Raw genomic sequence first — 13643 nt, forward strand, 5'->3', positions numbered from 1 at the left:
TTAATAGTGAAAAGGTAATTGAGGGGTGTCAATTTTGGAAATATTTTTCAAGAAAACAGAAGACGCATATATCCAATCGTTAAAGAGCACAATGAATGGTTCTAGAAAAACGATTTACCCATTACTGTCAACTACTGAAGGTATTAATTCGTGGTTCCCACAGCTTTCCTTTAGAGATAATGAGTTAGTATTTGATCTAGGAAATAACGAAGAAGAAATTATGAAAGTTTTAGAAACAGAACAAGATAAACACATCTCTTTTACATGGGATATCGGTAAAGTATCGATTACTTTGAATGATTCAAAAGGGAAGACAGATATCATGATCGTATCTGAACTACCATTTGAATTTTCACATATCATACGTGATTTTACAGGATGGCAGTACCAAATTCAGAATTTAAATCATGTCTATGAAACCGGAGAAATATTACCTTTGGATACATTTGATTTTGAAAAAGTGGAATCTGAAATTGATTCTCTACTAAAAGAAATATAGGAGAAGCACATGCTTCTCCTATATTTTTTTAACAAATTCAGATTTGAGCTTCATTTGACCAAATCCTGGAATTTTACAATCAATGTCATGTCCATCCACTGGTTCAACAAGTTTAATATTTTTAATGTTCGTACCCTGTTTTATTGACGATGATGATCCTTTAACTTTTAAGTCTTTAATTACCGTGATTGTATCTCCATCGTTTAGAACCGTACCATGTGCATCTCTAACGAGCATCGATTCTTCTTGTTCTAATTGTGATTCCTTCGTCCATTCGTGTCCACACATTGGACATACGTATGATTGTCCATCTTCGTATGTGTATTCTTGCCCACATTCAGGACATGCAGGTAGTAAATTACTCATTTCCTATTCCTCCATATAATAATGCTCATAGTATATCATAAATGCATATATATTTATAATAACAAAAAGTTTTTGTATGTTTATTAAATTGTGAAAAATTGAGATTAAATCAAAAATATACTGTTAAACTAATGTTCTAAAGCGGTTTTTGAAATTCACAATCGATTATATATGATATAATAGTATAAGCAAAAAATTGGAGGAGATCTTTTGGAAAAATTTAAGCAAGAGTGGTTACAAAACCCTTTTGTTAATATTATTGCAGGGATTCTCGTTGGACTTGCTCTGATACCTGAAGCAATCTCATTCTCGATTATCGCAGGTGTCGATCCAATGGTAGGTCTCTATGCATCTGTGATTATCGCTATAACGATATCCATTACAGGTGGACGCAGCGCGATGATATCGGCTGCAACGGCTGCTGTTGCACTTGTAGTCGTCAATCTCGTACAAGACCATGGTGTTGAATATCTATTACTTGCAACGATACTGATGGGGATCATACAAGTAATTCTAGGTATTCTAAAAATTGGTCGCATATTACGGTTCATACCAAACTCGGTGATGATTGGGTTCATCAACTCACTTGCAATTATGCTATTCATTACTCAAATGCAACATATCTTAGGCATTACAATCCATACTTATATTTATGCATTGGTTACATTAGGTCTAGTCTTTATTATTCCAAAGTTTTTTACAAAAATTCCAGCTCCACTTATTGTATTAATTGGGCTAACGACCATCTATCTCATCTTTGGCGGAGATGTCCGTACCGTTGGGGATCTAGGGAATATTGAAAAAAGCTTCCCAAAGATTCTTTTCCCAGATGTTCCTTTAACATTTGAAACGTTTAAAATTATATTCCCTTACTCTGTTTCTATGGCAATTGTTGGACTAACAGAAAGTCTGATTGTTGCACGCATTGTAGATAACTACACAGAAACGACAAGTAATAAAAATAGAGAGAGTCTAGGTCAAGGAATCGCCAATATATTTGCAGGACTCTTTGGTGGAATGGGCGGCTGTGCGATGGCAGGACAAACAATCATCAATATCACATCTGGTGCACGTACGAGACTATCTACTTTCACAGCTGGCGCATTCTTAATGTTCTTAATCGTAGTACTCGGTGATATAGTTGTTCGTATTCCAATGCCAATTCTAGCAGCGATTATGACGTTTATCGCAATAAATACATTCGATTGGCGCAGTTTCAATTATGTGAGACGTGCACCTAAGACTGATGTCATCGTTATGCTTGTAACTATGGCAGGTGTACTTACAACAAATAACCTTGCCGTTGGTACGATTCTTGGTGTAATTCTAGCTGCACTACTGTTTGCACGTAAAGTTTCTGAAATAGATGTTGATAGATATAGTAAAGATAACAAAATTATCTTTGAAATAACTGGGCAGTTATTCTTCGCTTCCATTGAATCATTTATAGATAAACTCACGGCATATGAAGAAGAGAATACGCATGTTGTACTAGACTTTAAACATTCGACTGTGTGGGATAGTTCCGCTGTTGAAGGTATACAGACAGCTATTTTAAATCTTGAAAAACGAGGATACACAGTAGATGTTACTAATCTAAACACAGATAGCCAGATCCTACTTAGTCGCATGACAAAAATATCCACTGAATAGAGAGTGATTATATTGTATAAATCTATTATTATTGCTGTCGATGATTCTAAAAACGCACGACGCGCAGTCAAAGAAGTTATAAATTTCAATACTACAAATATCCATGTTACATTGGTACATGTAAAAGATGCGAAAGCGACACGAGATTCCTTACTCCATACAAGAGACGAAATTAGTGAAAAACAAGAAGCAATGAACTGGCTACAACTCTCTTTAGACTTTTTGGAAGATAACGATATACGTTACGAAGTTAAACTCATACACGGCTTGGTTAAAGAGGCGTTGCTAGATGAAATTAATAACGGTAATTATGACGTTGTTTTAATTGGTAGAACAGGTAAAAATATTATTAAAGACTTCATTGTCGGTAGTGTAAGTAAAAGTATTATAAAAGCCGCAAATATTCCTGTACTCGTGGTGAATTAAATATAAAAGGTGAGAAAATGAAAAATTTAGTCGGATTATTTATTTTATCTTTTGCACTTATCTTAAGTGCGTGTGGAAACTCAGAACCTAAGCACACAACATCAGCTGAGGAAGTTAAGGATCGTGTCTATCATTACAGTATTAATGATGTTGAAGAAGGTATTAATGCGAGCATTGATTCAAAGGTAATGAGCGTAACCAATAGTAACGGTAAAGTCATTGAGTCATTAAACTTACCAGAAGATGAGTACTTTGTATCTATTGCACCATTTAAAACAATGACACATCCTTGTGAAATCCATAGTTTATCAGGATGCCAAGGAGAACTTATTGAAGAAGAGCTTCATGTAACAGTAGTAGATCAGAAAGGCAACACAATCATTGACGAAAACATGACTACAATGAAGAATGGATTCATTGACCTTTGGTTGCCTAGAAATCAGGAGTTCTTTGTCAAAATGACTGATGGTGACTTAGAAACGGAGGAAGTATTGTCAACATACGAAGACTCTAGAACATGTATTACGACAATGCAATTTAAATAATGACAAATCAATTCAAAGTAACAGGAGACTTGAATTGCAACAATGCACCGAAACGAGCGTTCATCAGAGATTTTCTAATTGCTACCGGCACATTAGAAAAGTCTGAATTAGAGAAACTTGTAGTTGAAAGTTTCACGTGGAACATTCCAAATCATCCTACTCTAGAAGGGCTCGCGAAGTTTCATAAAGAGCTTTCTAATCATAGTAGGGAGATTGAAGTAATGAACATTCACTCCATCCTTACCCATGGTAAAGATGGTGCAGCGCACGGTACGGTAACTTATAAGGATGGTTCTGTGATCCACTTTGCTGATTTCTATGAATTTGAAAGCCATAAAAAAGATGCTAAGATCAAAACATGTACATCATATGTAATTATGTAAAATATAAAACGGTCAGATTAAATCTGACCGTTTTGTTATTATTTTATGATCACTCCAAAATGAGACGTGCTAGACGGACGGATACATCTCATAAAACCATAAGCTTCGAACATGGGACTTCTAAAGTGTGCTTTTAAAACTACCCGCTTTTTTGCAACTCTCTTTGCCTCTTCAATTAATTCATTTGTTAATCCAGTATGATCTGCCATACGCTCTATACTTTGTAAACCAGTTGAAGCATCTATCGTTTCTTCAAACATTGGGTCAAAATATACAACATCTACTGAGTCGTTATATTGTTGTTTTAGGTAATCTAATGAATGCATGTTATATGTCATAATTCTCTTTGCAGCGTCTCTCAACTCTTCTATCTCATAGCGATATTTCTTCATACCTTCTACCATCGTTATATACAGTTCTGATACGGATTCTATAGACGTAACGCTACCCGTTTTTCCTACTGCGAAACTTGCAATTAAACTATCAGATAACATACCCATTGTGCAATCTATAAATGTGCTGCCTTCTGTTAAATTTGTCGCTTCTAGGAAAGCATCATCCTGTCTCTTTAGAATTCTTTTCATTCTAACCTGTGCAAAGTTCGGGTGATACTTTACAACGGATTCTTGTGTATGAAGTTCTATTTTTTCACTTCCAACCATGAGTACATTACTATGATACTTCTCTCTTAGATTATTTATACTTTCTTTATTTCTATCGATATAACGTAAATTATAAAGATCAGATATCCCTTTAGCTATCTGAATAACGCTAGCGTTATTTCTACCAGCAGTAGTGACTATCATGATGATCACTCCATTAACTTTCTCTTCTTTTTAAGTAATTCACTGAATTCTTGTTCTAGTGATTCACTAGGTTCTATCGATAGTTTTCCTAAAACTTCTGCAATCTTATTCTCTATCAGCATGAGATCCTCTTTACTTGCATCACGTAACTTATTTATTTGATGTGCTCTGTATTCTTCTAACGTCCCATCAAACACTGTTACTTCTTTGTTCTTAATTTCGACAATCATATCTGCAACATCTTTAACAAATTTTGTATCGTGTGAAACAAAAATAACAGTTCCTGAGTACTCTTTAAATAGATCTGTCAATGCTTCCATGGTATAGATATCTAGATAGTTCGTCGGTTCATCTAGTATAAGTGTATTGATATTAGATAAAAATACTTTAACGAGCGCTACTTTAACACGCTCTCCACCACTTAAAACAGAAATCTTTTTGTTCACATCATCCCGTTTAATGAGGAGGCGTGCAAGCACTGTTCGAATCGTCGTCTCATCATGAATGCTTGTTTCTTTAACATTGTCTAGTATAGTCATCTCTTCGTTTAATATATCAATGTTTTGACTAAAATAACCAAATATAACACTAGGCGAAACTTCAATATCGCTATTGTTTTCTTGTATCATACGTAACATAGTTGTCTTACCAACACCGTTATCTCCAACGATAGCGATATGTTTACCGCCCTTCATCTGGAAAGGTCTTGTATGCCATAATACACGGTTTCCTACTCTACAGGTAACATCATTAAAGCGAATGATATTTCTATTTAAGAACATCTCTTCATTCGGTATATCGAGATGCACGTGTAGTTCTTTTTCGGGCTGTTCTACTTCCTCAAGTTGCTCAATTCTTTTTTTAAACCCTTTAGCAACTTGGTTTAATTTTTTCCCTATTTTTTGAAAATGAAAATCTTTTGTTTCTTTTCTTTTACCATTAGCTGCAGTGTACATGACCGATTCACGCGCTTGATGCTTTTTATCTGAATATGCTCGCTCTAGCTGTGTTTTCTTCGTAATATATTTTTCATACTCCTTGGCATGATGCATTTTTTCCTGCTTTTTTTGTTCTTGGAAATCACTATATGTCCCTTTAAAAATACAGATTTTATGATCAGCAATTTCCCATATTTGATTCACATTTCTATCTAGAAAATCTCTGTCATGTGAAACAAGTATATAGGCACCGTCATGTTCTTGTAGAACTTTATCTAGCATCTCTATATGCGTGACATCTAGATTTGTTGTGGGTTCATCGAGTAATAAAAGATGCGGAGACCGAGACAATGTGTCTCTTATATATTGTAACGTAACCTCTCCACCACTCTTTACTGTATCAATGTCTTTCAGCTGTGGTATTAACTCAACCGTTGAATAATGTGAGACGTACTGAGATTCAATTTTTAACTGCTCGAGTAACGTCGTCTTACCGGATCCATTAATACCAATGAGCCCTATTCTATCACCAGAGTATATTTCTAAATGCTTACTTTCAAGTAACAGGATGCCATTCACTTCAAGTTCTATATCTCTAACTTCTAATAATTTCAAAATTAAAATCTCCTTTATAGCTGTGTGCGGAGACAAAAAAGTCTCCAACTCAGGAAGAATTGGAGACATAAAGGTAGTGTGAAAGTACGCAATACCTCTAAAGAACTTTACTCTGTCCCCTATTCAAACTGGTAATTGAGCACACTTAAATAAACATTTCGTGTGACTTCAGTTCAATTACAACAATTAGAATAGGAAATTGTCCATTTTTACAGAGTTCAGTCCTTTCGACTTTATTTAATCTAATATTAGCATTTAATCAGTTGTTTTTCTAGAAAGATCTACTGTGTTTAAATCAACCATATGTGTTTTATTGATGAGTTTGTGAACGATAAAAATCAGTGCCATGATGATAAATGGTAAATAATGTCTGAATAATTCTGTCCCATTAAAGTCAATAATATATTGAACTGAACCACCTGTCAGTAAGAACAGTATGATTGCAATGACGATATATTGCCCTACTGGATACCCTTTAGCTTTAAATGGTAGTACATGATTGATATCTTTACCCTGTAATTTAATCGCTTTACGCAAACGCATTTGCGCCCAAACGTTTGAGAGCCATACTAAGATAACGAGCGACCCCACAAATTCAAGTAAAATAAAGATCGCATTTTCTAAGAATTGAGAAAGTACCACAATCATGAAAATTGTTCCGCAAGTCACAAGAATCGATGCAAGCGGCGAGTGTGTTCTATTGTTTATCTTAGATAATACTTTAGGTGCATGTTTTTTGCTTGCAAGTGCAAATAGCATGCGGCTCGCTGAATATAGCATTGAGTTAGATGCACTGAGTAGAGATGTTAAAATTACTGCGTTAATTACAGAAGCTGCAAACGCGATACCGACTCTATCAAATACAATTGTAAACGGACTCTGGTTAACAGAACCTGTTTCATTAAGTAATGTTGGGTCTGTGTATGGCAGAATTGCACTGATCACTGCAATTGCACCGATATAGAAAATTAAAATTCTCCAGAATACTTGGTTGACGGCTTTTGGCATCGATTTCTCTGGTTCATCTGATTCACCTGCTGTGATCGCGACAACTTCGGTGCCCCCTACAGAAAACCCTGCGACTAGAAGTACGCCTAAGAACCCGCTGATTCCACCAACAAACGGTGCTTCACCAATCGTATAGTTCTTAAATCCGTAAGCTTCTCCACCTAATATTCCAAAAATCATTAATGTACCTACAACAATAAATACGATAATTGTCACTACTTTAATAAGAGATAACCAATACTCTGCTTCACCGAATGCCCGTACTTTAACGATATTCAAAATGAAAATAAGAAGGAAAAATATTACACTCCAAGTGAATGGACTTAAGAACTGCATTGGTTGCCAGAATGTAATGACATTCGAAGCAACAATTATATCTACTGAAGCCACCAATATACCAATTAAGAAATATACCCAACCGATAGTAAATCCAACTGATGGATCTACAAATCGTGTACTGAATGCACTGAATGCTCCAGATACAGGATAGAACGTTGCAAGCTCTCCTATTGTGTTCATTAAGAAGTACAACATCACACCTATAATTGCATATGCGAGTAACGCTCCGAACGGCCCTGCTTCAGCAATAACGCCACCCGTTGCAACGAATAACCCTGTACCGATTGCACCACCAATTGCAATCATTGAGACGTGTCTGGATTTCAGACCACGCTCCATTTTATCATTTTCCATTAAATATCCCGCCTTTATGAATAAAGAGACGATGGAACTATCGTTCCTCGTCTCAATTTTTATCCATCTTTTTGTGTTAAATCTACCTTATTTAAATCGACAAGTTTAGACTTAGTCATCCATTTATGAACTAGGAATATGACAACTAATACAATATATGGTAAGAAATGGTTTACTAACCCCATTGGGTTGTAATCGATGATGTTTGCTGCGCCACTACCTATGAATAGAAATAATAGTATCGCAATAACTATATATTGACCGTAAGGATAGCCTTTCGCTTTATACGGCAATATTTCATCGATGTTTTTATCTTGTAGCTTAATTGCTTTTCTTACTCTAAACATTGCCCATATATTTGAAAACCAAATAATAAGTACTAGAGCACCGAGTAAATTTAATATATAAAATACTGCTCCGTCGTTATAGTTCGCAAAAATTACGACTCCTAAAATAACGGCACACGTTACAATAACTGAAATAAGAGGTGCACGTGTTTTTTTATTTATTTTAGCAAGTATTTTTGGTGCTTGTCCACTTTCAGCTAATGAATAAAACAAGCGACTCGTTGTATATAACATTGAGTTTGCTGCACTGAGCAACGAAGTTAAAATAACTGCGTTAATGACAGATGCTGCAAATGAGATACCAATTCTGTTGAATACAATAGTAAATGGACTCTGTAACACTGAACCAGATTCGTTCAATAATAACGGATCAGTGTATGGAATTATCGCCGATATAACGACGATAGAACCGATATAAAACAGTAAAATTCTCCAGAACACTTGATTTACTGCTTTCGGCATAGATTTTGCCGGATCTTCAGATTCCCCTGCAGTTATGGCAACTTGTTCTGTACCACCTACGGAGAATCCAGCGATAAGTAATACTCCTACAAACCCACTAATTCCACCAACAAATGGTGCTTCTTTATAAGTGAAGTTTTCGAATCCGTATGTGTGACCTCCAAGTATTCCAAAAATCATAAGGAAACCTAAGATCACAAAAACAATAATCATAAACACTTTAATAAAGGAAAGCCAGTACTCCGCCTCCCCATATGCGCGTACAGTGAATATGTTAAGTAAAAATATGAGTAAGAAAAATGCAATACTCCATTCGAGTGGCGATAGAAATTGCGACCATTCCCAAAAGCTAATGACGTTAGCTGTTACTACAATATCTACACTTGCAACAAGTATACAAATCGCGATATACAACCAACCGAGTACAAACCCAAATGATGGATGTATAAAGCGTGTAGCAAAAGCACTAAATGCACCGGATAAAGGATATGCAGATGACAATTCACCAACGGCATTCATCAGGAAATAAAGCATGACACCGATAATTGCATATGCGAGTATCGCTCCACCTGGGCCGGCTTGTGAAATAACGCCACCCGTTGCAACGAACAATCCCGTACCAATTGCACCGCCAATTGCGATCATGGAAACATGACGCGTTTTTAAACTGCGTTCCATTTTATAATTGGACACTGGCTTCCTCCTTTTTTAAAATAACTCTAATTGTAAGTGAAATATTTCGAAAACTCAATAGTATATGGCTATTCTTCATCTAAATGTAATGCGTTAAATACGCCATGTATTGTAAATGTTTCAATATAATTGGACATTATGTGAATCGGTACGATACACCCTTCTCGAATCCATTTCAAAAAGATTCCCATATGTGCATGCGTAATATAAGTAATGGTATATTCTTTATCAATTTCTGATTCTAGCTCTATACCAAGTTGCTCACTCTTATCTTTGTAGAATGCAAACATATGATTTGAAAAGTATTCAGCAAATGCAGCACTATCCACACTCTCCAAGACCGCAAGTACTTTATCTTTATTATCTTTCATGAAAGTTAACATGTTTTGAATCGTTTCTTTAACCTCTTTGTCCATAATTTCCTTTAAACTCGAACCTTTAACGTTTGAATAAAGAATTTCACGAATGCCTTTAACGAGTGATTCTTGATACGATTCAATCAATTGAAACTTATCACTATAATGACTGTAAAATGTCGCGCGGTTAATGAGTGCACGATCGCAAATTTCTTTTATAGTTATTTTGTCAAAAGATTTTTCCTGAAGTAATTCTAAAAATGCAGTGTCGATTGCACTTAGTGTCTTCACGATGCGTAAATCTCTTTTCATATTAATCAACCTTTCAATATAAAATGTATAATAAACAACATATTGTACTCAGTTATTGATTGTACTTTTATATGCATATCATTATAATAACCTACTATACAACATGTATAATAAATAACAATATGATAATTAAGAAAGGTGAGGACATGTTTCAAGATTTTAAATTTATATTAAAAAAACCAGTATTACTTGTATCTATTCTCTTCGTATCTACGCTACCCATTATATACGCAGTAACTTTCCTTGGCGCGATGTGGAATCCATACGACCGTACAAGTGAAATGACTTTTTCAATCGTCATTGAAGATAAAGGCGGTGAAGAGATTCAATTAGGAGAAGATTTTGTAGAGAAAATTAAAGAGCACGATGATTTAAAGTGGGAATTCACTGATCTCGACACAGCTGAAAAGCACCTCCAAAGTGGAGAGAGTTACGGGTATATTCGAATTCCTGAAAATGCATCTAAAAATGCGGAGTCTTTCTTAACTGAAAAACCTGAACAAATTAGCCTAGACTTAAAAACAAATCCTGGACATAACTTTATTGGTTCAATCATGAGTCAACAAGCAGGTAATATGATTGTAAATGAAATTAGCAACACGATAACAAAGACATATACAGAAACACTATTTTCTTCTTTAGAGGATGTTAAAGATAATAGTAAAGATGCAACTGATGCACTCGCTAAACTTGAAAAAGGTGCAACTGATTTAAATAATGGCTTGGCACAAGTAAATGAAGGTGCACAAACTCTTGCTGAGGGTGAAGCACAATTTTCTAAACAACTGACAAGTCTTTCACCAATGCTTGGTAATTACGCACAGCAAGTGAGTCAATATCAAGCTCAATTGGAAGAGGGTGCTAATAAAGTCGCTGGTGGTACAAGTCAGTTGACCGAAGGTTCCTCACAACTACAAAACGGACTCGGTGAACTAAACAAAGAGATGGACAAATCTATGAAAAAAGTAGATAAAGTATCGTTTACTGATGATGGTGCTGAATACCTAGCAAATCCAATTGATTTAAACATTGAAAGTACTGTGGATACTCAAAACTATGCACAAAGTTTTGCACCATTAATTATTGGAATAAGCTTATTTATTGGAAGTATTACATTTAACGTTGTATATCCGATGAACAAAATTTTTGAGACGGCAGTTTCTCCTGTGAAACAATGGGTGAGTCGAGTACTCTTAACCATTTCACACGCATTAATTATTTCATCGTTACTCTACGTAGCAATCGTACATGCTATGAATATTGAAGTAGCGAGTCACGGTAAGTTTTTCCTAGTGTTATTCTTATGGGCAACAGCATCTCTTGCTGCAATTGTGGCACTTGTAATGATCTTCGGAAACCTTGGTAAGTTTATAGCACTTATATTATTAATTGTTCAATTATCTTCAAGTGCAGGGACTTTCCCAATTGAGACTTCGAACAGTTTCTATGAAACTATGCATTCAATCTTACCAATGGCATATGTTATTACCGGATTACGTGATGCGATATTTGGACAAACTTTTGATTTACCATTTAGCAAGGTAATGTATATATTGGTTGGATTTATCATCGTATCGTATATCATTATTTTCATTACATTTTTCATCAAGGATAAAATTCCACAATATAAAGAACTCACTCAAAGAATTAGTCGATTTGAAAGTTAGGTTTCAATGAAAATAATGCCTCCTTGATATAGAATGAAGTTAATAGATCTATAATTAGGAAACTAGGTGATATTATTTATAACCATTTATTAGTTGCAGTCGAAGAATCCGAATACAGTCTTAGAGCAGCACAAGAAGTATTAAATTTAGTCGATGACCATACTGAAGTCTCTTTGATTCATGTCATTGATCCAAACCGTATGGAAGAAGATATTCTTCCAAGCGTTATAAACGAAATTAAATACAATCAATTCGAAGAAAAATATAAAGAAATAAAAGAATTCTACCAAACAAATCAAATTCATCATACACTAGAAGTCAAAGAAGGTAATATCGCAGATCTTATTTTAGAAGAAGCGAATAGTGGGAAGTATGATGCGATTGTAATTGGTGCAATGGGAAAAAAGAAATTTTTAAAACTAGAATTTGGACATGTGAGTGACAAAATTTTAAAAGAGTCGAGTATACCTGTAATACTTGTAAAGTAACTAAAAGAGATACAAAAAGGACGCATAGTGCTTCACTATGCGTCCTTTTTTACTTCATCCATATTTTGTTCCTGACGATATAATCATTTATATTTATTATTAAAGTAGGGGTTTTGGCACTCTTCATAAGTATACTTTTTTTGACATCTACTGTAAAATTTGTAAGAAGAAATACTCATCAATTAGAATAGATGAGCCAATTTATTTTTAGGAGGAGTATTACAATATGTATCAGTTTTACAAAGATAAAGTCATTGAAGATCGTAGATATCTTCATGCACACCCTGAATTATCTTTTGAAGAGTACGAAACAACAAAGTACATAAGAGATATTTTAAATTCTCTTGAAAACTGTGAGGTCGTAGAGCTTACGGAGACGAGTACAGTTGGAATATTCAATAGAGGTAAAGGAAAAAAATTAGGTTTACGTGCCGACATTGACGCGTTACCTGTACAAGAAGAGCGTGATTTTGAATTTAAATCAACAATTGATGGTAAGATGCACGCATGTGGACACGATGGACATACAGCAATTCTTTTAGGTGTTGCGAGATATATTAATGATCATCTTGATGAATTCGATAATGAAATCAACTGTATCTTCCAGCACGCAGAAGAAAAGATTCCAGGCGGTGCAAAAGAAATGGTTGCTACTGGATTCTTCAGCGACTTTGATTTCATCTATGGACAACACTTAATGTCGACTGAACAAACGGGAGTCATTGATATTAAAGCAGGTCCTGTGACAGCTAACTCAGATAAATATCATATCAAGATACAAGGAAAGGGTGGACACGCGAGCCAACCGGAACAATCTATTGATCCTATTATCATTGGGTCTCAGTTTTTATCTTCACTACAGACAATTGTCTCACGTCAAGTTTCACCGTTTGACCCTGTAGTTGTTTCTAACACAGTATTCCAAGCGGGTGTCCCTGGGGCAGAAAATATTATTCCGGATAGCGCAATACTTGGTGGTAGTGTCAGAACAACCTCTCTTGAAAATAGAGCACATGTAAAAAAACAAATCGATCAACAGCTTAAAAGCGTATGTGAAGTGTTTGATGCTTCGTACGAACTGAACTATACGGATGGATATGCTGCAGTTATAAATGACGAGGAAAAAGCAGACTATGTAAAGTCAGTTTTAAGAGAAGTTTATCCTGAAAATGTTGTTACAAGACAACCACTCATGGGTGGTGAAGACTTTAGTGCATTCAGTGAAATCGTACCAAGTGTGTATGTAATCATAGGTAGTGGTGGAAAAACACCTGGAGAATATGATTATCCACATCATCATCCAAAATTTGCATTAGATGAAGATAGCTTCGAGTACGGATTCAATTCAATGATTCATGTAATGAAATCTTATAAATAAAACAAAAA

The 13643-nt window shown here is 35.1% G+C and carries 14 protein-coding genes; 8 read left to right on the top strand and 6 right to left on the bottom strand.

From position 1 onward, the window contains the following. Positions 1 to 34 precede the first annotated feature (34 nt). The gene (locus tag IEU51_RS05620) at positions 35 to 499 is read left to right on the top strand and encodes an SRPBCC family protein (RefSeq protein ID WP_186086256.1); all 465 of its coding nucleotides are present in this window, start codon (positions 35 to 37) and stop codon (positions 497 to 499) included. Positions 500 to 517: 18 nt separating this feature from the next. On the opposite strand, the gene IEU51_RS05625 is transcribed toward IEU51_RS05620, so the two are convergent. Beyond that, positions 518 to 865 carry a zinc ribbon domain-containing protein YjdM gene (locus tag IEU51_RS05625; RefSeq protein WP_186086253.1) on the bottom strand — a complete coding sequence of 116 codons (348 nt, stop codon included), beginning with the start codon at positions 863 to 865 and terminating at the stop codon, positions 518 to 520. Positions 866 to 1075: 210 nt separating this feature from the next. Between IEU51_RS05625 and IEU51_RS05630 the strand changes: the two genes are divergently transcribed. From IEU51_RS05630 to IEU51_RS05645, 4 genes are read left to right on the top strand one after another with little or no spacing between them, the layout of a single operon-like run. Further along, positions 1076 to 2518, top strand: a complete 1443-nt coding sequence (locus IEU51_RS05630; RefSeq protein ID WP_229713881.1) for a SulP family inorganic anion transporter — start codon at positions 1076 to 1078, stop codon at positions 2516 to 2518. 12 nt (positions 2519 to 2530) lie between these two features. Beyond that, positions 2531 to 2944, top strand: coding sequence for a universal stress protein (locus IEU51_RS05635; RefSeq protein ID WP_186086250.1), 414 nt, complete (start codon positions 2531 to 2533; stop codon positions 2942 to 2944). Between the two features lie 17 nt (positions 2945 to 2961). Continuing rightward, positions 2962 to 3489, top strand: coding sequence for a CueP family metal-binding protein (locus tag IEU51_RS05640; protein WP_186086247.1), 528 nt, complete (start codon positions 2962 to 2964; stop codon positions 3487 to 3489). Then, positions 3489 to 3872: a hypothetical protein gene (locus IEU51_RS05645; RefSeq protein ID WP_186086244.1), complete on the top strand. Its 384-nt coding sequence runs from the start codon at positions 3489 to 3491 to the stop codon at positions 3870 to 3872. The genes IEU51_RS05640 and IEU51_RS05645 overlap by 1 nt, the downstream gene beginning before the upstream one ends. A 38-nt stretch (positions 3873 to 3910) precedes the next feature. Here the strand turns inward: IEU51_RS05645 and IEU51_RS05650 are convergent, their stop codons facing one another. The 5 genes from IEU51_RS05650 to IEU51_RS05670 all read right to left on the bottom strand — a co-directional run bounded on the left by IEU51_RS05650 (position 3911) and on the right by IEU51_RS05670 (position 10102). Continuing rightward, positions 3911 to 4678, bottom strand: coding sequence for a class I SAM-dependent methyltransferase (locus tag IEU51_RS05650; RefSeq protein ID WP_186086242.1), 768 nt, complete (start codon positions 4676 to 4678; stop codon positions 3911 to 3913). Between the two features lie 5 nt (positions 4679 to 4683). Then, positions 4684 to 6231, bottom strand: a complete 1548-nt coding sequence (abc-f, locus tag IEU51_RS05655) for a ribosomal protection-like ABC-F family protein (RefSeq protein ID WP_229713883.1) — start codon at positions 6229 to 6231, stop codon at positions 4684 to 4686. Between the two features lie 255 nt (positions 6232 to 6486). Then, on the bottom strand, positions 6487 to 7932 hold the full coding sequence (locus IEU51_RS05660) for an amino acid permease (RefSeq protein WP_186086237.1): 1446 nt from the start codon (positions 7930 to 7932) through the stop codon (positions 6487 to 6489). 59 nt (positions 7933 to 7991) lie between these two features. Then, positions 7992 to 9434 carry an amino acid permease gene (locus IEU51_RS05665; RefSeq protein ID WP_186086234.1) on the bottom strand — a complete coding sequence of 481 codons (1443 nt, stop codon included), beginning with the start codon at positions 9432 to 9434 and terminating at the stop codon, positions 7992 to 7994. 68 nt (positions 9435 to 9502) lie between these two features. Further along, entirely contained in the window at positions 9503 to 10102 is a 600-nt protein-coding gene (locus IEU51_RS05670) for a TetR/AcrR family transcriptional regulator (RefSeq protein WP_186086231.1), read from the bottom strand. Positions 10103 to 10248: 146 nt separating this feature from the next. On the opposite strand from IEU51_RS05670, the gene IEU51_RS05675 reads away from it, so the two are divergent. The 3 genes from IEU51_RS05675 to IEU51_RS05685 all read left to right on the top strand — a co-directional run bounded on the left by IEU51_RS05675 (position 10249) and on the right by IEU51_RS05685 (position 13635). After that, positions 10249 to 11769, top strand: a complete 1521-nt coding sequence (locus IEU51_RS05675) for a YhgE/Pip domain-containing protein (RefSeq protein WP_186086228.1) — start codon at positions 10249 to 10251, stop codon at positions 11767 to 11769. A gap of 74 nt (positions 11770 to 11843) precedes the next feature. Beyond that, positions 11844 to 12257, top strand: coding sequence for a universal stress protein (locus IEU51_RS05680; RefSeq protein WP_229713892.1), 414 nt, complete (start codon positions 11844 to 11846; stop codon positions 12255 to 12257). Positions 12258 to 12483: 226 nt separating this feature from the next. Then, the gene (locus IEU51_RS05685) at positions 12484 to 13635 is read left to right on the top strand and encodes a M20 metallopeptidase family protein (RefSeq protein ID WP_186086226.1); all 1152 of its coding nucleotides are present in this window, start codon (positions 12484 to 12486) and stop codon (positions 13633 to 13635) included. The last annotated feature ends 8 nt before the right edge of the window (positions 13636 to 13643 follow it).

The sequence above is a fragment of the Phocicoccus schoeneichii genome (genome assembly GCF_014635565.1).
In the GTDB taxonomy this organism is placed as follows: domain Bacteria; phylum Bacillota; class Bacilli; order Staphylococcales; family Salinicoccaceae; genus Phocicoccus; species Phocicoccus schoeneichii.

Bases quoted from the DNA above. Each gene is read 5' to 3' on its own strand.
- IEU51_RS05625 (WP_186086253.1), bottom strand. From the start codon at position 865: ATGAGTAATTTACTACCTGCATGTCCTGAATGTGGGCAAGAATACACA.
- IEU51_RS05645 (WP_186086244.1), top strand. From the start codon at position 3,489: ATGACAAATCAATTCAAAGTAACAGGAGACTTGAATTGCAACAATGCA.
- IEU51_RS05670 (WP_186086231.1), bottom strand. From the start codon at position 10,102: ATGAAAAGAGATTTACGCATCGTGAAGACACTAAGTGCAATCGACACT.
- IEU51_RS05675 (WP_186086228.1), top strand. From the start codon at position 10,249: ATGTTTCAAGATTTTAAATTTATATTAAAAAAACCAGTATTACTTGTA.
- IEU51_RS05640 (WP_186086247.1), top strand. From the start codon at position 2,962: ATGAAAAATTTAGTCGGATTATTTATTTTATCTTTTGCACTTATCTTA.
- IEU51_RS05650 (WP_186086242.1), bottom strand. From the start codon at position 4,678: ATGATAGTCACTACTGCTGGTAGAAATAACGCTAGCGTTATTCAGATA.
- IEU51_RS05685 (WP_186086226.1), top strand. From the start codon at position 12,484: ATGTATCAGTTTTACAAAGATAAAGTCATTGAAGATCGTAGATATCTT.
- IEU51_RS05660 (WP_186086237.1), bottom strand. From the start codon at position 7,932: ATGGAAAATGATAAAATGGAGCGTGGTCTGAAATCCAGACACGTCTCA.